18 protein-coding genes are annotated in these 21,159 nt (G+C 65.6%); 7 read left to right on the forward strand and 11 right to left on the reverse strand.

Features of this window, described 5'->3' with window-relative positions:
* Window positions 1-130 precede the first annotated feature (130 nt).
* Window positions 131-5,845 (reverse strand): apolipoprotein A-IV repeat region-like domain-containing protein, encoded by a 5,715-nt coding sequence (locus FNV92_RS11930; RefSeq protein ID WP_143840819.1) that lies wholly within the window; start codon window positions 5,843-5,845, stop codon window positions 131-133.
* 392 nt (window positions 5,846-6,237) lie between these two features.
* Here FNV92_RS11930 and FNV92_RS11935 point away from each other — a divergent pair, with 392 nt between their 5' ends.
* Together FNV92_RS11935 and FNV92_RS11940 are read left to right on the forward strand one after the other, a co-directional pair.
* On the forward strand, window positions 6,238-6,612 hold the full coding sequence (locus FNV92_RS11935; protein WP_143840818.1) for an Hpt domain-containing protein: 375 nt from the start codon (window positions 6,238-6,240) through the stop codon (window positions 6,610-6,612).
* A gap of 166 nt (window positions 6,613-6,778) precedes the next feature.
* Complete coding sequence (locus FNV92_RS11940) at window positions 6,779-7,099, forward strand: 2Fe-2S iron-sulfur cluster-binding protein (protein WP_008143731.1); 321 nt, start codon at window positions 6,779-6,781, stop codon at window positions 7,097-7,099.
* A 12-nt stretch (window positions 7,100-7,111) separates the two neighbouring features.
* On the opposite strand, the gene FNV92_RS11945 is transcribed toward FNV92_RS11940, so the two are convergent.
* Window positions 7,112-7,579 carry an acyl-CoA thioesterase gene (locus FNV92_RS11945; RefSeq protein WP_143840817.1) on the reverse strand — a complete coding sequence of 156 codons (468 nt, stop codon included), beginning with the start codon at window positions 7,577-7,579 and terminating at the stop codon, window positions 7,112-7,114.
* A 172-nt stretch (window positions 7,580-7,751) separates the two neighbouring features.
* Between FNV92_RS11945 and FNV92_RS11950 the strand changes: the two genes are divergently transcribed.
* Window positions 7,752-8,780 (forward strand): NAD(P)/FAD-dependent oxidoreductase, encoded by a 1,029-nt coding sequence (locus FNV92_RS11950; protein WP_015684910.1) that lies wholly within the window; start codon window positions 7,752-7,754, stop codon window positions 8,778-8,780.
* A gap of 107 nt (window positions 8,781-8,887) precedes the next feature.
* Complete coding sequence (locus FNV92_RS11955) at window positions 8,888-9,493, forward strand: DUF2147 domain-containing protein (protein WP_015684911.1); 606 nt, start codon at window positions 8,888-8,890, stop codon at window positions 9,491-9,493.
* A gap of 22 nt (window positions 9,494-9,515) precedes the next feature.
* Here FNV92_RS11955 and FNV92_RS11960 read toward each other — a convergent pair whose 3' ends face one another.
* Window positions 9,516-10,658, reverse strand: coding sequence for a hypothetical protein (locus tag FNV92_RS11960; RefSeq protein WP_143840815.1), 1,143 nt, complete (start codon window positions 10,656-10,658; stop codon window positions 9,516-9,518).
* 353 nt (window positions 10,659-11,011) lie between these two features.
* On the opposite strand from FNV92_RS11960, the gene FNV92_RS11965 reads away from it, so the two are divergent.
* Window positions 11,012-11,368 carry a hypothetical protein gene (locus tag FNV92_RS11965; protein ID WP_143840814.1) on the forward strand — a complete coding sequence of 119 codons (357 nt, stop codon included), beginning with the start codon at window positions 11,012-11,014 and terminating at the stop codon, window positions 11,366-11,368.
* 45 nt (window positions 11,369-11,413) lie between these two features.
* Here FNV92_RS11965 and FNV92_RS11970 read toward each other — a convergent pair whose 3' ends face one another.
* The 7 genes from FNV92_RS11970 to FNV92_RS12000 all read right to left on the reverse strand — a co-directional run bounded on the left by FNV92_RS11970 (window position 11,414) and on the right by FNV92_RS12000 (window position 18,673).
* Window positions 11,414-11,683, reverse strand: a complete 270-nt coding sequence (locus FNV92_RS11970) for a hypothetical protein (protein ID WP_143840813.1) — start codon at window positions 11,681-11,683, stop codon at window positions 11,414-11,416.
* A gap of 222 nt (window positions 11,684-11,905) precedes the next feature.
* Window positions 11,906-13,447: a galactarate dehydratase gene (garD, locus tag FNV92_RS11975; protein ID WP_143840812.1), complete on the reverse strand. Its 1,542-nt coding sequence runs from the start codon at window positions 13,445-13,447 to the stop codon at window positions 11,906-11,908.
* Window positions 13,448-13,587: 140 nt separating this feature from the next.
* Window positions 13,588-15,036, reverse strand: coding sequence for an aldehyde dehydrogenase family protein (locus FNV92_RS11980; protein ID WP_143840811.1), 1,449 nt, complete (start codon window positions 15,034-15,036; stop codon window positions 13,588-13,590).
* Between the two features lie 18 nt (window positions 15,037-15,054).
* Window positions 15,055-16,398, reverse strand: a complete 1,344-nt coding sequence (gene gudD / locus FNV92_RS11985; RefSeq protein ID WP_143840810.1) for a glucarate dehydratase — start codon at window positions 16,396-16,398, stop codon at window positions 15,055-15,057.
* A 26-nt stretch (window positions 16,399-16,424) separates the two neighbouring features.
* Window positions 16,425-17,369 carry a 5-dehydro-4-deoxyglucarate dehydratase gene (kdgD, locus tag FNV92_RS11990; protein WP_143840809.1) on the reverse strand — a complete coding sequence of 315 codons (945 nt, stop codon included), beginning with the start codon at window positions 17,367-17,369 and terminating at the stop codon, window positions 16,425-16,427.
* 123 nt (window positions 17,370-17,492) lie between these two features.
* Window positions 17,493-18,398: a LysR family transcriptional regulator gene (locus FNV92_RS11995; RefSeq protein ID WP_143840808.1), complete on the reverse strand. Its 906-nt coding sequence runs from the start codon at window positions 18,396-18,398 to the stop codon at window positions 17,493-17,495.
* A 125-nt stretch (window positions 18,399-18,523) separates the two neighbouring features.
* Window positions 18,524-18,673: a hypothetical protein gene (locus tag FNV92_RS12000; protein ID WP_168213216.1), complete on the reverse strand. Its 150-nt coding sequence runs from the start codon at window positions 18,671-18,673 to the stop codon at window positions 18,524-18,526.
* Between the two features lie 66 nt (window positions 18,674-18,739).
* Between FNV92_RS12000 and FNV92_RS12005 the strand changes: the two genes are divergently transcribed.
* Both FNV92_RS12005 and FNV92_RS12010 read left to right on the forward strand, forming a co-directional pair.
* Entirely contained in the window at window positions 18,740-18,877 is a 138-nt protein-coding gene (locus tag FNV92_RS12005; RefSeq protein WP_168213247.1) for a hypothetical protein, read from the forward strand.
* 1 nt (window position 18,878) lies between these two features.
* Window positions 18,879-19,118 (forward strand): hypothetical protein, encoded by a 240-nt coding sequence (locus FNV92_RS12010; protein WP_143840807.1) that lies wholly within the window; start codon window positions 18,879-18,881, stop codon window positions 19,116-19,118.
* A gap of 36 nt (window positions 19,119-19,154) precedes the next feature.
* On the opposite strand, the gene FNV92_RS12015 is transcribed toward FNV92_RS12010, so the two are convergent.
* On the reverse strand, window positions 19,155-21,107 hold the full coding sequence (locus FNV92_RS12015) for an SGNH/GDSL hydrolase family protein (RefSeq protein WP_143840806.1): 1,953 nt from the start codon (window positions 21,105-21,107) through the stop codon (window positions 19,155-19,157).
* Window positions 21,108-21,159 lie beyond the last annotated feature (52 nt).

A 21,159-nucleotide genomic window follows, 5' to 3' on the forward strand; every position in this document is an offset into this window, starting at 1 on the left:
AGAGTTCCTCACAAGGACGGTGCTTGGGGGAGGCGCCGCAATTCGTGCTGCGTGCGGGCTACGATCTTTCTCAAACAAAAACGGAGGCCGTGAGACCTCCGTTTCCTTATTCGCTATCGCTAGCCGCGCCTTACCCCAGCCGGCCCGCCGCATGCGCGAGCAGCGTGTAGACCAGACCCGTTTCCGAGGTCAGATGGTTGCGCAGCTCCTGCGGGCCGCGGCCGTCGCGGGCGACTTCGTCGAGCAGGCGCTCGAACTCGGCGACGTAGCGATCGACCGTGCCCTTGAAGTTGCGGTCGGCGCGGTACTTGCGGGCGACCTCGTCGAAGGCCTTCTGGCCGGCCGGCGTGTACAGGCGTTTGGTGAAGGCCTTGTTCTCGCCGCGCTGGTAGCGGTCCCACATCTCGGCCGCGAGGTTGCGGTCCATCAGTCGGCCGATGTCGAGCGACAGCGATTCCAGCGGATTGCCGCTGCTCTGCGCAGCCTGCGGCTGTGGCGACGGTGCAGCCTGGCGGCCGCGCGGAGCTTCACGCCCCGTGGGCGCACCCTGGTTGGCGTCAGTGCGGTTCAGCAGGTCCGACAGCCAGCCGTCGCGACCCTGGTCGTTGCCGGCGGGCGCGACCGGCGGCGCTTCGGTGCGCCGCGAGGAGGCTGGCATGCCGAGATCCGGCGGCGGCAGCGTCGAGGCGCTGCCGGTGTCGCGCACGCGCGTCTCGGCACCGCGACCGCCCGCCGTTGCCATCATCGGCTCTTCCTGGCGCTGGACGGCGACAGATGCGCGGCCCGCCGTGGAGACGTCGAGGCCGCGGCCATGCTGGGCCACGATGCGGTTGAGCTCGGCGAGGGCCTCGATCTGGTCGACGATCACCTTGCGCATCTGCGCGGTGCTCTCGGCGGCCTCCTGCGGCATCTCGAGCACGCCGCGGCGCAGCTCGTTGCGGGTCGCTTCGAGCTCGTTGTGCATCTCGTGCGCCATCAGCTTCATGCTGGAGACGAGGTTGCCGAACTTCTCGGCGGACTGCTTGAACATCGCATCCGCCTCGTCGGTGGTCTGGCGGTAGATGTCGTGCATGGACTCGATGGTCTGGCGGTGCTCTTCCTCGGACGCCGCGCGCACCGCCTCGAACTGGCGGGTGATCGCGGCCGAACCTGCGCCGGCGGTCTCCGCGACGACGCGGGCGATGTCGCGAGCGCGCTCTTCGGCGGCGGCCAGCGATTCATCGAGCAGGCCGGTGAAGCGCGACAGCCGCTGGTCGAGGTCGGTCGTGCGCAGGTCGATCGTGGTGACGAGCGATTCCAGCGCCGCCTTGCGTTCGGCGAGCGAGGCGGTGGTGTTCTTGTTGCTCTGCTCCACGACCTGGGCGGCTTCGACGAGCGCCTTGCCGTGCGCGTCGAATTGGGTCGAGAGCTCGCCGAGGTCCTGGAGCGCCCGCGTGGTCTTCGTGTTGAAGACGTTGAGCTGGTCTTCCAGGTTCTGCGTCGCGGCTCCATTGCGCGAGGTGACGTCGTTCATCGCCGAGACGAAGTCGGCGACACGCGTCACCAGCGCTCGCTCGAGCGAGTTGAGGTTGTCGTGCGCACCGGTCAGCACCTCCTGGAGGAGGATGTTGCCTTCGCGCAGACGCTCGAACAGGGCGACCGTGTCGGTGCGCAGGATCTTGCTGGTCTCCTGCATCTCGGTGACCGCCGCGATCGAGACCTGGCGCGACTGGTCGATCGCCGAGCGCGATGCCTGCTCGAGGTCCTTGAGCGACTTGCTGACCGCGCCGGTGGCCATCTCGCTCGCCGCGTTGATGGTGCGGGCGACTTCCGAGCCGTTGCCCATCATGGTCTGCGAGAACGCGTGGCCGCGGGTCTCGATCGACTTCAGCGCGTCGGAGGTGACGCGGTCGATGTCGAGCGTGAGCTGGCTGGTCTTCGAGCCGATCGCGTCCACGAGCGAGCCGCGCTTGGCGTCGATCATGTTCGACAGGCGGTCGGCCTGCTGCTGCACATAGGTGACGATCTCGTCGGTCTTGCCGGTCATGGCCTGGCCGAAGCTGCTGCTGGCGGCGAGCACCGAGCGCTCGACGTCGGCCGAGCTCGACTTGACCCGCGAGCTCGCCTCGTTGGAGGCGTTGATCAGCGCGTTCTGGGCGTTGAGCGCGCTGGTCTGGATGTCGTTGGTCGCATTCGTCGTGGCCGTGCTGAGCGCGCGCTCGATCTCGGTCGAGATCGTGCGGATCTGGCTCGCGGCATCGGCCGACGTCGAGGTCAGCGAGGTCTGCGCCTCACGCGCGCTGTTGAGGATCGTCGAAGCGGTATCGGCGCCGACCGCGGTCAGCGTCCGCTCGATATCCGTCGTCAGCGACTTGATCTGGCTCGCCGCGTCCGTCGAGGCGGAGATCAGCGTACCCTGGGCCTCGCGCACGCCGCTGGTGAGGGCCTCGATAGTGGCGCCGCCGGCCGTCGCCAGCGCGCGCTGCATCTCGGCCGCAAGCGAACGGACCTGACCGGTCTGTTCTGCGGAGACAGCGAGAAGGGTGCTCTGGGCGTCGCGGGCGCTGGTGGTGATCGTCTCGGCGGTCGACTGGCCGACCTGCGAGAGCGAACGATGCACTTCGGCCGCGAGCGACTTGACCTGGCTCGCCGCATCCGAGGACGCCGTGACCAGCGTGTTCTGCGCTTCGCGGGCGCCGGTCGTGATGATCTCGGCCGTCGCAGTGCCCGCCATCGAGAGCGAGCGCTGCACGTCGGAGGAGAGGGCCTTGATCTGGTTGGCGGTCTCGCTCGAGGTCGCGATCAGCGCGCTCTGCGCATCGCGGGCGCCGGCGGTGATCGATTCCGCCGTGGTGGTGCCGGCCAGCGACAGCGAGCGCTGCACGTCCGCGGTGAGCGTCTTGACGTGGTTGGCCGCGTCCGAGGACGCCGTGACGAGCGTGGTCTGCACCTCGCGGGCGCCAGCCAGGATCGAGGCGGCGGTCGCCGAGCCCGCTGCCGACAGCGTGCGTTCGACGTCGGCCGACAGCGATTTGATCTGGTTCGAGACATCGCCGGAGGCGGCGACCAGCGTCGACTGCGCTTCGCGGGCGCTGGTCAGGATCGAGTTCGCGGCACCGGTGCCGACCGCGGTCAGCGCGCGCTCGACCTCGGAGGAGGTCATCTTGAGCTGGGCGTTGACGTCGGAGGAGACCGTCATCAGCGACTGCTGGGCGGTGCGCGCACCGGTCTGGATCGTCTCGCTGGTGTTGACGACGAGGTTGGTGAGCGAGCGCTCGGCGTCCTCGACATGCGAGCGAATCGCGGTCGAGATCATCTCGGCGCGGGACATCATGTCCTCGCTGGCCTGGCGGCCGCTGCTTTCGATGCGGCCGGCGACGGCCTCGACGCGCGAGCCGAGCAGGTCCTCGAACTGCGCCACGCGCACGTCGATGTCGTTGGCGACCGAGCCGACCTTGGTCTCGATGGCCTGGTGGATGTCCTGGAAACGCGCCGTGACCGTGTCGGTCAGGTGCATGCTGCGGCCGTCGATGATCTCGGTGACGCCGGTGATGCGGCGGTCGACCGCCTCGATCGCCTGCGCGGTGCCGTCCGTGAGCGTCGAGGTCAGTAGCGTGAGGCGCGTGTCGATCGACTGCACCGCCTGAGAGGCGCCATTCGTCACCGCGGTCGACAGATAGGTCAGGCGAGAGTCGATGGACTCGAGCGCCTGCGACGCACTGCCGGTGAGGGTGGTCGTGAGATGGGTCAGCCGAGTATCGATCGTCTGGATCGTCTGCGAGGCGCCATCGGTCAATGTCGTCGTCAGGTTGGTGAGACGGGAGTCGATGGACTCGAGCGCCTGCGAAGCGCCACCCGTGAGCGTCGTCGTGAGGTGGGTGAGGCGCGTGTCGATCGACTGGATCGCCTGCGTGGCGCCGTCGGTCAGCGACGTCGCGAGCGTGTTGAGACGCCCGTCGATGGTCTCGGTGACGGACCGGGCGCGGGTGTCGAACGATTCCTCGAGCGCGGCGACGCGGCCGCCGAGCTGCTCGTCGAAGGTCTTGATGTGGCCTTCGATCGTGCCGTCGAGGCTGGCGATCTTGCCGTTCAGCGAGGCGTCGAGGTTGGAGACGCGTTCGCCGATCGTGGTCTCGAACTGCACCAGGCGCTGGTCGAGCACGGCCGTGATCGCGCCGCCATTCGCGGTGAATCGGGTGTCGAAATTGTCGACATAGCTCTTCAGCGACTCATGGATGTCCTGCGTGCGCTGGCCCATGCGATCGACGATCTCGCCGCCGAACGTCTTCACGGTGCGGTCGAACTCGGAGATGTGGCGCGTGATCAGGGCGCCCAGCGTGCCGCTGTCGCGGGCGAACTTCTCGACCAGCTCGGTGCCCTGGTTCCTTACCAGTTCGTCGAACGCGCTCATCTGCAGCGACAGCGAGTCGTGCGCGGTCTCGGTCTGGCTGACGACCTTGGCGACGAGGGTGTTGACGGTGGCGTCGAGCGCCTCGCTCGCCTTGTCGCCGGAGGTCATGATGTGGCCGGCGAGGCGGTTGCCGGCGTCGTCGATCTTGGCGGAGAGGTCGTTGGAGCGCAGCTCGAGCTCGAGGAGCAGCGAGTCCGACGAGTTCTTCAGGCTGTCGTGCACCTGCTCGGTGCGCTCGGAGATGCCGTCGACGATCGCGGCGGAGCGCTGCTCGAACTCGCCCGTGATGCGGTCGATGCGCTCGTTCAGCATCTCGTGGACACGGTCGGCGAGATCGACGAACTCGTCGTGGACGTGGCCGGTCTTGAAGTTGAGGCTGGTGGTCAGCCGCTCGCTGGCGTCGAGCACGGCGCGCGTGGTCTCGTTGCTGGCTTCCTCGAGGCGGTCGAGCAGGTCGCCGCCGCGCTCGCCGAGCGCCAGGATCATGTTGTCGCCGGCGTTGCTCAGCGCGCCGGTGATGTGGGCGCCGCGCTCTTCCAGCGCGCCGGTGATGGACTTGGCGACCTCGTCGACGCGCGAGGCGATCGCGTCCGAGATCAGCGCGATGTCGTGGCGCAGATCGATCTGCACGCCGGAGATGGCGCTGCGGACCTGCTCGGCCTGGCCGACCAGGTTGTCACGCTGGTGCGCGATGTCCTGGAGCAGGGCGCGGATGCGAACTTCGTTGTCGGAATAGGCGCGCTCCAGCGCCGCGACCTCATTGGCGACCAGCGTCTCGAGCTCGCCGGCGCGCGCAATGGCGCGCTCGATGCCGTCACCCATCGCCGCGACCTCGCGGCGGATGGCCTGACCGACGGTGACCATAGAATCGGAGGCCGAGCCTTCCGGTTCGGAGAAGCGGATCGCGACCTGCGCCATCGCCTGCGCGACGGCACTCATTTGCTGGCCGCGCCAGACGAGGCTCGCCAGGAAGAAGAACAGCATGACCGGCGCGAAGAACATCGTGACGAGGCCGGCAATGGCCAGGACGCCGCCGCTCTGGCCCATCGCGGCCTGGATCGAGGGCAGGAAGCCGACGGTCAGCGCGGCGCACGCCGCGAGCCAGATGACGGTGAAGATCGTCGCGCCCGTGTAGATGTTGCGGGACGGGCGTCCCGTCTGCAGCGTCTGCAGGAGCTGGCCGATGGTCGCGCGATCGTCGTTGGCGGCGCGGCGCGACGAACGCGGTTCTTCGATCGGATCGAACACGGCACGCTCGTTGGCGGCGGGGCGCGGTTCGAAGGTCGGCTCGTCGAACATCGGGGGAGACGGGGGCGCCATGGACGGCGCCGCTTCGTTGCGCATCGATGCGCTGCGGCTGGTATCGGCCGCCGTGTCGCTGATGTTCAGGGCTTCCTGGATCGCAGAAAGCGCAACTTCTGTGGGGTCCTTGGCCTTTTTCGGAGTGTTTGCCATGTTCAGTCCGAGCCCTCGTTACTTGTACGCGTCCCCCGCGAGCCCCGCTACGCAAGCCCACAGACCGGATCATGCCGCTTTTGCGGATTTCCGAGCCGTCCCCACCCGGACGGCTTGTCCGCCAATTTCCGCAACATCCTATTGGCAGAGCGTCGCGAATGAAATGCCTGCGATTAAGACAATCTTAATCATCGTTAACAGGATCGCGCCGTAACGCCTTAGCAATAAATGAAATTCTCCACCGGACTCGTGGGATTGCGGCAACTTTTCGTCAATAAGCCGGCAGAATTAGGTAAAGCGGCCCAAACATTTCGTTAACCATTTTCGTGCTTGGGTGGAGGGAACCTGACCGCCGGACCGGCGGATCATCGCGTGATGCCGGGGCCTGCGCCATGACGCCTGAACTGCAACGGATGGACTGGATGCCTTCGCCCCCGCTTGCACCCATCGAAAGCCCGCTCGACCTCGACCACCTCTCCCGCATGACGCTCGGCGATGCCGAGCTGGAGCAGGAAGTGCTCGCGATGTTCGCTGAGCAGGCGGTCCGCCTGATCGCGGCCATGGCGGCGTTGCCGGGTGAGGCCGGCGCACTCGCGCACAAGCTCAAGGGATCCGCGCGCGGAATCGGCGCCTTTGCGGTGGCGGATGCCGCCGCGAGCCTGGAGACGGCGATCCGGACCGGCCACAACCGGCCCGATGCCTTTGCCGCGCTGAAAGAGGCAGTGGCCGAGGTCCGCGCCGCCATCGAGGCGATCCTGAAGCACTAGGCGGGTATCCCACATAGACGGTGGCTCTAGTCTTTTGTTTTGACGCGTTTTCTTCCCGCAAAACGGTATTCACTTCGCTCGAAAACGCTATGGCGCCGCCCTGATCGACCCGTTATAGGACAGCCCGGACCCTCCTTTCTCCCAGATCGCGGCAGCACGAGCACACATGGCCAAAATTCACTTTGTCGACCACAAGGGCGAAACCCGTACGGTGGAAATCGAGAACGGCGCAACCGTGATGGAAGCCGCCATCCGCAACAGCATCCCCGGCATCGAGGCCGAATGCGGCGGCGCCTGTGCCTGCGCAACCTGCCATGTCTATGTCGATGAAGCCTGGCGCGAGAAGGTCGGCAGCCCGACGCCGATGGAAGAGGACATGCTCGACTTCGGTTTCGACGTACGTCCGAACTCGCGCCTGTCCTGCCAGATCAAGGTCTCCGACGAGCTCGACGGGCTCGTCGTAGCGACGCCGGAACGCCAGGCCTGAGCTTCTTGCTCGTTAGGTGCCCGGCGGCGCGACCTCGATGCCGCGCTTGTGCCAGGGTCTGAGCTTCTCGAGCACTTCCGCAGTCAGCGCCGCGGGCCGGCGCGTCGCCTCGTCGAGCAGGACGCCGACCGACGTCGCTGACGCGATGCACTTCCCGTTCGAGAACACGACCTGCTCGAAGGTCACAGACGTCCGTCCCAGCTTCACCACACCGAGGCCAAGCTCGATCGTGTTGGGCCAATGCAGCTCGGCGCGGAAATGCATGTCGAGCCGCACCATGATCCAGGCAAGGCCCGGCGGGGTCAGCCCGTATTCGGGAAGCTTCATCAGCGTGACACGGCCGGTCTCGAAATAGGTGGCGTAGACCGCGTTGTTGACGTGCTGGTTCGGATCGAGGTCGCCGAAGCGGACATTGTCACCGAGGCGAAAAGGGAAGTCCTCGAGGCGCGGCGTCGTATCGAGGCGGCTTGGTGCGTTCACCGATTGATCTCCGTCATATCGCATCCCGTTACAGCCCAGTTATCCTGACCCGGCAAGTGGGTGCGGCTGCGGGGCGCTACCGCTTTTATGCCTTCCCTGATCCATCCCCGTTGGCTAGACAGGCAGGGTCACCTCTGCCCGCCGGGCGCCGTCCAACCGATAAAGAGACGACATGAGCGACGTGATCAAAACCGATGTGCTGATTGTTGGCGCCGGCCCCTGCGGTCTGTTCGCCGCCTTCGAGCTTGGCCTTCTCGACATGAAGGCACATTTCGTCGACATCCTCGACAAGGTCGGCGGCCAGTGCGCCGAGCTGTATCCGGAAAAGCCGATCTACGACATTCCCGGCATTCCCCAGGTTTCGGGCCAGGGTCTCACCGATGCGCTGATGGAACAGATCAAGCCGTTCCATCCGACCTTCCACCTCGGCGAGATGATCGAGACGGTGGAGAAGATCGGCGATCCCGGATTCCGCTGCACCACCGACGCCGGCAAGGTGTTCGAATGCAAGGTGCTGGTGATCGCGGCCGGCGGCGGCTCGTTCCAGCCGAAGCGTCCGCCGGTGCCGGGGATCGAGGCCTATGAAGGCACCTCGGTGCACTACGCCGTACGCAAGATGGAAAATTTCCGCGACAAGAACGTGCTGGTCGTCGGCGGCGGCGATTCCGCGCTCGACTGGACGCTCAATCTGCATCCGATCGCCAAGCGCATCACGCTGCTGCATCGTCGCGACGATTTTCGTGCCGCGCCCCACAGCGTCGAGCAGATGCGCGCGCTGGTCGCCGACGGCAAGATGGACCTGCGGCTCGGCCAGGTCACCGCGCTCTCAGGCGCCGAGGGCAGGCTGACCGGCGCCACCGTCAAGGGCAACGACAACAGCGTGACCGAGATTTCCTGCGATACCATGCTGCCGTTCTTCGGGCTGACCATGAAGCTTGGTCCGGTCGCGAACTGGGGCATTGCGCTGGAGAACAATCTCGTGCCGGTCGAGACCTCCGCGTTCGAGACCAACGTGCCGGGCATCTTCGCCATCGGCGACATCAACACCTATCCGGGCAAGATCAAGCTGATCCTGTGCGGCTTCCACGAGGGCGCGCTGATGTCGCAAAAAGCCCATCGCTACGTCTATCCGGAGAAGCGGCTCGTGTTCCAATACACGACTTCGTCCTCCAGCTTGCAAAAAAAGCTCGGTGTCAACTGACGGCACCGGGAACGACATGCGATGCCCCATGTTTCTGGTGCTGGAACCGTTCGCGAAATCGCCGTAGTCTGCGGCCATTGCAGTGGCGGCTCAGCAAGGTGATCATAATGCGGAATCTCTTTTTCAGCTTTCGGCTGCTCTCGCTCCTCGCGCTCGCGCTGTCGCTCGGTGCGGTGTGGCCTGCAGCCGCGCAGGCACAGCAGCCGACGGCTGCGGGGCTGTGGCAGAAGGTCGAAGACGGCAAGACGGTGGGATGGTTTCTCTTCATCGACCACAACGGCATCTTCGAAGGCGTGATCGCAAAGACCTTCCCGCGCCCGGGCGATGATCCGAACGAGATCTGCGCCAAATGCACCGACGATCGCAAGAACGCGCCGGTGCTCGGCCTCTCCTTCATCCGCGACATGAAGCGTGACGGCTTGAAGTATGACGGCGGCAACGTGGTCAATCCGCGCGACGGCAACATCTGGAAGGCCAAGATGACGGTGAGCCCCGATGGCCAGACGCTGACCATGCGCGGCTTCCTCGGCATTTCGCTGTTCGGCAAGGACGAGACCTGGACGCGGCTGCCTGACGCCAACATCGCCCAGGTCGATCCCGCCATCGTCGCCAAATATCTTCCCGCGCAGGCGACCGCCGCGACGACGAAGCCCGCGACCGCGCCCGCGGCCAAGAAGGGCGGCGCGATGATGGCGCCGGCGCCGAAGCAGTAAGCTGCTTCCGTTTTGGGAAACGTCAGTAAGTCCGCGCCTTCTTGCACGGCGCATAGAACGTGCCGTTGCCCGCGACGACCTTCTCCAGGCACTGTCGGGGATCGGTGATTTCGCCGTCGACCTGGAAATAATAGGCCTGCGAGCCCAGGCTCAGGACGTAATGTCCCGGTGCAAGCTCGAGCCCTGAATCGCCCGTGTGAAGCTCGTACATTTCGGGTTTCCCCGGAATCGGCGATACCCGGATCGGATAGGCTAAGTTGCGGATGACGGCGACATCGTCTCCGCCGCCCAGCGCCTTGCCTGCGGCGTCGGTCGAAAACTCCCGCGCGATCTTCGCGACGACCCGAACCTCGACGCGCTCGGGAATCACGTTTGCGGCGTCCCGGCGAAACACGATGAACTTGACGCGGCCGTTCGGCAGATGCGGCCGGTCGGGCTTCTTGAACTCCGGTGAAATCGCGATCCGCATGTCCGGCGCCATCACGCCGGTCGCATTCAACTCCGCCAGCGACTTGTCGTCGACCAGGGCGTAGATGCCGTAGTCGGTTGGCAGCACGCGCGCTGGAGGCGGCGGGACGGCGGGCACCATTTCCGGCTTGGCGACCGTGACCGTCGTCTCCGGCCTGGGCGCGACCAGTGCGATCTCCGGGGGCTGGGACGAGATCAGCCGGCGCAGCGCGGCGATATTGTCTCGCTGCGAGACGATCAGGATGACTGCGCCAACCGCAAGCAGGATAGCCGCTGTGCGCTTGATCACCGGCAGAAGCGGGCCCGAATTCGCGGGCAGCTTGCTGCCGGACATCCCGATCCCGGATCGCAAAACGGTCGCCTCGCCGGATACCAGAAGACCGCCTGTCTCCTTTGACGATGTGAGTTGCTGCGACGGCAGGCGCTCCAGCGGCGCCTCGTCACGCGAGAACTTCTCGACCTCCTCGATCGCGACCTCGAGGGCCCGCTTCATCTGGTCGATGTTCTTGGCGTCGGCGTAGGTGAACTGCTCCTGGAGCTTGTAGCGGGCAAGATCGTAGACCATTTGCCGCCTGGCTTCCGCGTCGTCTTTCACCGTTTCGAGCATGCGCGAGATCACCAGCGCAAACTGCACCTGGTTTGCGGGCAAATCGGTCGGGTCCTGCTGGCTGGGAAGCAGGTCTTTCGAACCACTCATAGTGCCGACGGTCCGATGCCAGTCACGCCAACACCCAATTCTTCCATTCAAAACAGTCGGTTAAACGATGCGATCCGCGCCCGCGGCAGCTTCGTACACGTCCTGACGCGACAAGGAAAGCCTTCGAAACATCGCAGCCAATCGCCGGCCCGTCACACATGCGGCCTGCGCGCCCCGGCCAGGGTAGGCTTGGCGCCAGTAGTTCCCCGGAATGCGCGTTGGCGCCCGATTTGCATAGCTGTCGCAAAGCAGCTGGGGGATCGAGTCGCCGGCGCCGCGCATCTCCGACCGCGCGGAGCGCGAGCGGCTATGCGCGCCCCCGCGATGACAATCTCGATCCGCGGAAAGACGACATGAGATCTGGAAGAGTGTATGCGGCGGCGCTGCTGGGGTTGATGACGCTGCTGGCGACATCGGCACTTGCGCGCGATGACGGACGTTATGCCAACTCGCCCTTGAAGCCCTGGTTCGAGAGCCTGCACAGCGAATTCGGGCAATGTTGCTCGGATGCTGACGGCTACGTGGTCGCCGATGTCGACTGGGAGTCCGACAAGGGCCGCTACCGCGTGCATCTCGACGACGAATGGGTCGTCGTGCCCGACGGAGCCGTGATCACCGAGCCGAACAAGATCGGCCGCACCATGGTGTGGAAACACTACATCGACGGCCACCCCCGCGTGCGCTGCTTCATGCCCGGCAGCATGACGTAGAGGTCGCTCCGGGGCGACGCGCGCCCCGGCAACGACACAAGGCGCTCAGCGCGCCGCGTTCTCCGAACTCATGCTCGCAAGCCGCTTGACCCGCGGCGACAGCACCGAGAGCTGGGCGGGCGAGGCAGGCATGCCGGCGAGGGTCGTCGCGGGAGCAGTTGATTGCTCCTCGACGCCGGCGCCGCCGAGTACCTGCACTTGCGTCGCCGAGATCGGAAACGACCTCACTTCGTAAGAGGGCAGCTCGCCGGCGTATGCACCGGCTGAGCTCGCAATCATGGCGCCGGCAACGGCAATCATCGAGAGAACACGCATTGGAAAATCTCCGTTGAAAATATCAATCGGAGGTTTGGTCGCGGCAATGCCGCATCAGGTTCGCTCGTGTGCGAACATTGGGCCGCCGCCTGCGGATCGATTTGATTGCATGATGCGACGGGATGAAACAGGCAGGAAGCTTTTCGCGCCAGTGTTTCCGTACGGTTTCATGCGAGGGGCAGTCAGTCCGCCTGCAGATCGAGTGGAGGAGATCTATTGCCCTCAGGTCACCGGCGCTGGGTTGAACAGCGTGAGATCATTGTGGATGCCCCAGCGGTCCGACCACGGCTTGGTCCGGCCGCTGGCGACGTCGAGGATCAGGCGGAACAGGTCCCAGCCGGTTTCCTCGATGGTTTTCTCGCCGGTGGCGATGCGGCCCGCGTCGAAGTCGATCAGGTCCTTCCAGCGGCGGGCGAGCTCGGTGCGGGTCGCCACTTTGATGACAGGCGCGGCGGCAAGGCCGTAGGGCGTGCCGCGGCCGGTGGTGAACACCTGCAGCGTCATGCCGGAGGCGAGCTGGAGCGTGCCGCAGATGAAGTCTGACGCGGGCGTCGCCGCGAACAGCATGCCCTTCTGCGTAGCCTTTTCGCCGGGCGAGAGCACGCCGGTGATGGCGCTCGAGCCGGACTTGACGATCGAGCCCAACGATTTCTCGACGATGTTGGCGAGGCCGCCCTTCTTGTTGCCGGGCGTGGTGTTGGCGCTGCGATCGGCGCCGCCGCGGGCGAGATAGGAATCGTACCAGGCCATCTCGCGCACCAGCGCGCGGCCCACGTCCTCGTTGATGGCGCGGCGGGTGAGGAGCTGGATCGCGTCGCGCACCTCGGTGACCTCGGAGAACATCACGGTGGCGCCGGCGCGCACCAGCAGGTCGGCGGCAAAGCCGACGGCGGGGTTGGCCGTGACGCCGGAAAACGCATCGCTGCCGCCGCACTGCAGGCCGATGACGAGATCGGCGGCCGGACAGGTCTCGCGGGTGCGCTTGTCGAGGATTTTCAGGCGAGCTTCCGCCTGGGTCATGATCGCGTCGACGATGGCGCCAAAGCCGTCAAAAGCCTCGTCCTGCATGCGCACGATGGCGCCACTGACGCCTTCCGGCACCAGCCGCTCCGGCGCGAGCTTTTCGCATCCCAAGCTAATGACCAGAATCTCGCCGCCGAAATTCGGGTTGAGCGCGATGTTCTGCAGCGTGCGGATCGGCACCACCGCATCGGGGGCATTGATGGCGACGCCGCAGCCATAGGCGTGCGTCAGCGGCACGACGTCGTCGACGTTCGGGTAATTCGGCAGCAGTTCGGCGCGGATGCGCTTGACCGCATATTCCATCGTGCCCTTGACGCATTGCACGGAGGAGGAGATGCCGAGGATGTTCTTGGTGCCGACCGAACCGTCGGTGTTGCGAAAGCCCTCGAAGGTGAAACCTTCGAGCGGCGGCAGCGGCGCGGGGACGGCGGTGGAGATTTCGAGCTTGTCGAGGGCAGGGGCCTCCGGCATGCGGATGCGCGCCTCATCCACCCATTCGCCGGCCAGGATCGGCGACAGCGCGTGGCCGATGACCTCGCCATAGCGGACGATCGGCGCGCCTTCCGCGATGTCGACCAGCGCCGTCTTGTGCCCTTGCGGCACGAAGGCGCGCAGTGTCAGGCCGCTGGCGAAGCGCGAGCCGGCGGGAAGCCCGAAATCATTGACCACGATCGCGACATTGTCGCGCTCGTTGAGCTTGATGTAGCGGGGCTGCTCTTTCGCTGCGACGTCCTGGTCCATGGAAGGACTCCGAAGTGTAGGGTGGGTCAGCGTAGCGTAACCCACCAAGCGCTCTATCCGCGGAAGCAGAGGAGGTGGGTTACGCGAGCGCACTGCGCTTCGCGCAGCCGCGGGCTAACCGACCCTACGATATCAGCCTATCAACCCGGATAGGTATAGGCCGTCTTCACCGTCGTGTAGAACTCGCGCGCATAGGAGCCCTGCTCGCGGGCGCCGTAGCTTGAGCCCTTCCGGCCGCCGAACGGGACGTGATAGTCGACGCCGGCGGTCGGCACATTGACCATCACCATCCCGGACTCGCTGTTGCGCTTGTAGTGCGAGGCGTATTTCAGGCTCGACGTGCAGATGCCTGAGGCGAGGCCGAATTCGGTGTCGTTGGAGATCGCCAGCGCTTCGTCGTAATTCTTGGCGCGGATGACCGCTGCGACGGGGCCGAAGATTTCCTCGCGAGCAATGCGCATGTTGTTGTTGGCTTCGGTGAACAGCGCCGGCTGGAGGTAGTGGCCGGGCGTCTCGCGCTTGAGAAGCTCGCCGCCGAAGGCGAGCTTGGCGCCCTCGTCCTGGCCGATCTTGATGTAGCGCAGGTCCTGGTCGAGCTGGCTCTGGTCGACGACGGGGCCGATATGCACGCCGGCCTTGAGCGCGTCGTCGACCGAGAGGCCCTTCATCCGTTCTGCCATCGCGGCGACGAAGCGGTCGTGGATGCCTTCGGTCACGATCAGGCGCGAGGAGGCGGTGCAGCGCTGTCCCGTGGAGAAATAGGAGCCGTTGATGGCGACCTCGACGGCGGTCTTCAGGTCGGCGTCGTCGAGCACGACCAGCGGATTCTTGCCGCCCATCTCGAGCTGGAACTTCTTCATCGGGTTCGACAGCACGCAGGCCTGCGCGATCTTGCGTCCGGTCTGCACCGACCCGGTGAAGGAGATCGCGGCGACGTCCGGATGTTCGAGCAGGGTCTGACCGACAACGGAGCCGGAGCCGATCAGGAGATTGAACACACCGGCGGGAATGCCGGAGCGGGTGATGATCTCGGACAGCGCATGCGCGGAGCCCGGCACCAGCTCAGCCGGCTTGAAAACCACCGAATTGCCGTAGCAGAGCGCCGGCGCGATCTTCCAGGCCGGGATCGCGATCGGGAAATTCCAGGGCGTGATCATGCCGATGACGCCGACCGGCTCGCGCGTGAGCTCGACGTCGAGACCGGGACGCACGGAGGCGCCCTTTTCGCCGATCAGCCGCAGGGCCTCGCCGGCGAAGAACGCGAAGATCTGGCCGGCACGCGCGACCTCGCCGACGCCTTCCGGCAACGTCTTGCCTTCCTCGCGCGCCAGCAGGCGGCCGAGTTCGTCCTTGCGGGCGAGAATTTCGAGAGAGACCTTGTTCAGCGCGTCATAGCGCTGTTGGGGCGTCGATTGCGCCCAGGCAGGAAAGGCGGCCTTGGCCGCCGCGATCGCCTTCTCGGTCTGCGCCTTGTCGGCCTTGGCGTATTCGCCGACCAGATCGTTGGTGTTGGAGGGGTTGATGTTCCTGGTGACGCCGGAGCCATCGACCCATTCGCCGCCGATGAAGTTTTTCAGGATCGCAGTCATAGCTTCCTCCAGAGTTTCTTAGCGCACGAGGCAGGGACGTTTGTCGTCAAACGTCCAGCCGGGGATCAAGTCCTGCATGGCAATAGCGTCATCACGGGCGCCAAGTCCATGCTGTTTGTAGAGCTCATGGGCGGCCTCGACGGCCGCGCGGTCGATCTCGATGCCGAGGCCCGGACGTTCCGGCACCGCGATCTTGCCGCCCCTGATCCGGAGCGGCTCTTTCGTCAGCGCCTGGCCGTCCTGCCAGATCCAGTGGGTGTCGATCGCCGTGACCTTGCCGGGGGCGGCGGCGCCAACGTGGGTGAACATCGCGAGTGAAATGTCAAAATGGTTGTTGGAGTGGGAGCCCCAGGTCAGGCCGTTGTCACGGCAGGTCTGGGCGACGCGCACCGAGCCCTGCATGGTCCAGAAGTGGGGATCGGCAAGCGGAATGTCTACCGCACCCAAGCGCAGCGCATGGGAGAGCTGGCGCCAGTCGGTCGCGATCATGTTGCTGGCGGTCGGCAGGCCAGTTGCGCGGCGAAACTCGGCCATGATCTCGCGGCCGGAGAAGCCGGCCTCGGCGCCGCAGGGGTCCTCGGCATAGGCGAGGATGCCGTGCACGTCCTTGCAGAGCCGGATCGCCTCATCCAGCGACCAGGCACCGTTCGGGTCCAGCGTGACGCGCGCGTTCGGAAAGCGCTTGGCGATCGCGGTGGCGGCCTCGATCTCCTGCTCGCCGCGCAAGACGCCGCCCTTGAGCTTGAAGTCCGCGAAACCGTAGTGATCCTGGGTGGCTTCCGCGAGCCGCACCACGGTTTCCGGCGTCATCGCCTCCTGATGGCGGAGATTGAACCATTCCGCCTTGCCGGTCTCGCCCTTGACGTAGTCGAGTTTGCTCTTGCGGCGGTCGCCGACGAAGAAGAGATAGCCGAGCGTCTCGACGCTGTTGCGCTGCTGGCCTTCGCCGAGCAGGGCGGCAACGGGCAGATTGAGATGCTGGCCGAGCAGGTCGAGCAGCGCGGATTCGATTCCCGTGACCGCGTGGATCATCACGCGCAGGTCGAACGTCTGCTTGCCGCGGCCGGCGGCATCGCGGTCGGCGAAGGCGGTGCGGACGTCGGCGAGGATATTGTTCATCGCGCCGACGGTCTTGCCGATCACGAGATCTCGGGCGTCCTGGAGCGTCTGCCGGATCTTCTCGCCCCCCGGCACCTCGCCGACGCCGGTGTGACCGGCATTGTCGGTTAGGATGACGATGTTGCGGGTGAAGAACGGCGCATGCGCGCCGCTGAGGTTGAGGAGCATGCTGTCACGGCCGGCGACCGGGATCACCTGCATCGACGTAACGACCGGTGCACCAGACATGTTGGTTTCGGCCATCGCACGCTCCTCGCTGTTGTCGTCTGTTATTCTGCAGCCTGTTGTGACGATCGAATGGCGGGCAGATTCTTCACCAGCGCAGCCAGCTCCGCGATCTCCTGCTCGGTGAGATCGGTCAGCGGAGGGCGGACCGGACCGGAATCGCGGCCGATCACCTTCATGCCGGCCTTGATGATCGAAACCGTATAACCCTTCTTGCGGTTGCGGATCGCGATCAGCGGCAGGATGAAGTCCTTCAGCCCGGCGTGGATGGTCGCATGGTCGCGCTTGCGCACCGCGGCGTAGAAGTTGGTGGCGAATTCCGGAACGAAGTTGAACACGGCCGAGGAGTAGGTCGTCACGCCCATGTCGAGATAGGGCAGCGCGAAGGTCTCCGCGGTCGGCAGGCCGCCGATATAGGTCAGGCGGTCGCCGAGCTTGGTGTAGACGCGGGTCATCAGCTCGATGTCGCCGATGCCGTCCTTGTAGCCGACGAGGTTCGGACAGCGCTCGGCGAGCCGGGCGAGCGTGTCGGGCTGGAGGATGGCGTTGTCGCGGTTGTAGACGATGACGCCGATCTTCACGGAGGCGCAGACTGCCTCGACATGGGCGGCAAGACCGTCCTGCTCCGAATGGGTGAGATAGGGCGGCAGCAGCAACAGGCCGTCGGCGCCGGCCTTCTCTGCGCCAATAGCGATCTCGCGGGCGGTGGCGGTACCGTAGCCGGTGCCGGCGAGCACGGGCACGCGGCCTTTGGTCTCGTCCACGGCGATCTTGACGATCTCCGGCACTTCGCTCGCCGTCAGCGAGAAGAACTCACCGGTGCCGCCGGCGGCGAACAGACCTGCAACATCATAGCCGCACAGCCAGTCCATGTTGGCGCGGTAGGTCGCCTCGTCGAAGGAATAGTCCGCTTTGAATGGTGTGACGGGGAAGGACAGGAGGCCCGATCCGATCTTCTGGGCCATTTCCTGCGGGGTCATCTTGCTCATGGGCGCGGCTCCCTTGTCCAGTGTTGTGGAGGACGCAAGCCTGCGCGTCCATGCGCCGTGGTTTAGGAGACCGTTCGATGCGCGTCCAAGCCAAAGCCTATATCGACCAATGCGAAATCAGCATCAATCTTCCATCGGGTCCGCGCAGGACAATTCACCGGCGATTTTGACCAGTGCCGACAGAAGCGGATTTTCGTCGTCGCGGCGCCAGACCATGAACAACTCCACCGGAAGGCGCGTGCGCAGCTTCAGGGGACGCAGGCGGACGTCGGAGATCTTCAGCCCGGCAGCCGCGGCCGGCACGATGGCAAGGCCGAGGCCGGCGCGGACCATGGCGAGGATCGAGTGGATCTGGCTGAGATGCTGGACGTAGCGCGGCAACACGTCGGCGCGGGTGAACAGCGCGACCAGGAGATCGTGGAAGTAGCGGCTCTCATAGGGCGAATACATCACGAAGGGCTGGTCGTCGAAGTCCTTGATGGTGATGCTTTCGGCGTTCGCCAGTGGATGCTTCTTCGGGATCGCGGCGAGCAGGGGTTCGGCGACGACGCGGCGGCTCGCCACTTCGGGGCGCGCGATCGGCGGGCGAAGCAGGCCGGCGTCGATCTGGCCGGAACTGAGCGCCTCGAACTGGTCGCCCGAGACCATCTCCTTCAGCGAAAAATCCACCTCCGGCAGCTTGGCGCGGCAAGCCGCCACCAACTCGGGGAGGAAGCCGTAGGCGGCGGCGGCCGTAAAGCCGATCTTCAACGAGCCGGTCTTGCCGAGCGCGATGCGGCGGGCGACCTGCGAAGCGCTCTCCGCAAGCTTCAGGATCCGGCGTGCTTCCGGCAGGAAGCTGCGCCCGGCCGGCGTCAGCCGCACCGAGCGGCTGGTCCGCTCCAGCAGCGGCGCATCGATGATGTGCTCGAGCACCTGGATCTGCCGCGACAGCGGCGGCTGGGTCATGTTCAGCCGCGCAGCGGCGCGGCCGAAATGCAGTTCTTCGGCCACAGTGACGAAACAGCGGAGCTGGTTGAGGTCGAACATCGATGCATGTCTTAGATGGATAAGGCGCTTCGTCGGAACTTCTAGCATCGATCATCCCCGAAACAAAGACGGCGGCTTTTGAGCCGCCGTTGAGTTGCCTGTCCCGCTCCGATCACTTGGAGCGCTCAGGAGGAACGTTTGAGCACCACCCGCTGGATCCTGCCGACCACCACGAGAGAGGCGAAATCGGCCACCAGCGCGTTGGCGCCGACAAAGACGAGCGTGCCGTTGAAGGAGCCGGTCGCCGCGTCCGCTGCGGACACTACTGCGCTCATCAGGCCTCCTTGGAACTCGAATGTCTCACGACGACTCCTAGAGGCGCGCGCGGCAAGGTGTCAAAGTTGAAGGGAGTATCGATTGATGCCGTTTTTGGATTGATGGAGCGGCCGCTGGATGGCGACGGCGGTCAGCTCTGCCGCGCCTCGGAACATCTCTTTGCCCGCCGGATTTACCTGACGTCGAAACAGCACGGTGATTGAGATGTCCGCTCGTTTTCAAATTTCGACCATGGTGTTCATGATGGCGCAGGCTGTGCTGTTTGGTGCTGGCATGCTGGGGATCCTGCTCAGTCCCCTTCGTGATGATGCCTCGTTTTACATCCCGGTCATGATCGTCGTGAGTGCAATTGCCTCAGTCACGATCGCTTGGGAAATCGCGCCGCGCCTGCAGATGCGATACTGGCGCAGCCGGGGCGTCGACCACGATTTCATCTCCGGCTGACCTCCCGGCCGTTCCGTGGAGCAACGGTGTTCGCAGCTACTGCTGCGCGCCCGGCAGCAGCGGCGAGAGCAGGCCGCGCGTTACGCCCGGTGGCACAGCGTCGAGCCCGAGCACCGCGCTCGCGGCCGGCAGTGTGGCATCCGCCATTGCGGCGTGGCCCTCGGCGCTCGGATGCACGGCGCCGCCATAGACCGCTGACAGCACGCCCCAGGTCGCGTCGTGGATGTCGGTCGGCTGGCTCGCGGCCGGCAGGCCCTGGGGATAGGTCATCGCGGCGAAATAGCTGTCATTGGCGTCGCGGATCCAGCGGGCGCGGGGCAGGTAGGCGCGATATTCGGAGGCGCCGCGACCGCACAGCATCGGCTGGCTCGCCGCGCTGACGATATCCGGATTGAAGCTCTGGCCGTTCTCGGCGAAGCACGTGCGGTCGAATTCGGGATCGTTGCCGGCATGGGCGCAGAAGCCGTGATCGGCGAACGCGGCCTGATGCGAATCGACGAAGGTCATGCGGTCGGCTTCGGGATCGCGGCACAGCGCGCCGCGCGTGCAGGTGGCGAGGCCCTTGAGCTGCGGCAGGAACTCGGTGTCGACGAAAGTCGAGACGCGAGCGATACGCTGCGGGTCGGCGTTGAAGGACGGATGGATGTCGAAGCCGGCGCGGCCGCCGCGGCACGGCACGCCGCCGTCGGCGAGCGCCGGGTTTGCGTAGGAGACATAGACCACGCGCGAGAGGTCGCCGCCGACCAGCGGCTTCAACGCCTCGCGCAGCTTGACGAAATTCTGCGGCAGTTCGCGCGCGAGCGCATCGCGGGAATCGTCGACGCTCGCCATCACGCCGGAGCGGCGGAAAATAGCGCGTTCGGTCGCGGTCTCGACGATGACGTCGGCAACGAGGCCGGAGAAATAGACATCGTTGGCGCCGACCGAAAGCAGCACGAGGTCGAGGTTGCGGTCGGGCTGGCGCTTCTTCGCGGCGGTGAGCGCTTCGCGCAGCTCGGCGACCTGCGCGTTCACACTGGTGTTGCAGACGCCGGTTTTGCCGGGCGGGCATTCGCGGGCACGCTGCGATCCGAGCAGACCATCGCTGATGCTGGCGCCGGTGCAGGCGAGCGGCAGGAAGGTCACCGCGATGTGGGTGTAGCGGACCGCGAGCGCGAGCGCCGTGCGGGCCTGGTAGCTGTAGAGCGAACGGTGGCAGGGCGAGTTGAACCAGAGCGCGCCGTAGCGCTGCCAGTTGGCGAGCGTATCCGGCGCCTCGCAGGCGCGGCCGCCCTTGTAGCCGGCGCGGCTCGGCCGGTAGTACTGCGCACCGGCGGTGCCGAGATAGGAGCGGAAGCAGAAGCCTTCGTCGGACAGCGCCAGCGGCCGGTCCGGATTGCCTTCGCCCGAGGCGATGCTGTCCCCGAGTCCGGCAACGAAGATGTCGCGAACCTGGATCTCGGTCTGGACGCGTTGGGTCGGATCGGAGCCGGAGGAGACGTCCACGCTCGCGACCGTCTGCTTGCCGTAGCGGACCCGCAGATTGATCGGCTCGGCGCAGTCGAAGGTCGATTGTTGTGGCCCGTCGCCATCGTCGAACGACCAGGCGCAGGTGGCGCCGACCGGCACCGCGCCGGTCAGCCGCACCGTGACGGGATGGTCGATCGGGGTGATGTAGTTCTCTTTGACGTTGTCGCGGGTGCAGGGCTGGTTGACGCGGCCCTGCAGGTCGATGCAGAGCCGGTTGACCATGTTGCGGGCCCAGCCGCGGCCCTCGCTCTGCAGCTCCAGCGACTGCTCGGCGGCAAGAATGCTGCGGTTACGCGCGTTCTCGACATGGAGTAGGAAGTCGCGCTCTTCGCGAAAGAGGCGAAAGCGGTTGCGCACCTCCCAATTGATCTGCATGGCGCCGGCGTCCTGCGCGGCGGCTTGCTGGAGCGGCAAAGACGTCAGAATTCCGACAAGCAGCAGAGCGCCTGCGGAGAGGGTACGAAAGGATAAAGGGATCATGGCCCGCGTGTTCAACGGCAAAGTTGAGGCGGAAATAAGAGAGGATTGCTCC

It is taken from the genome of Bradyrhizobium cosmicum, from assembly GCF_007290395.2.
Lineage (GTDB): Bacteria > Pseudomonadota > Alphaproteobacteria > Rhizobiales > Xanthobacteraceae > Bradyrhizobium > Bradyrhizobium cosmicum.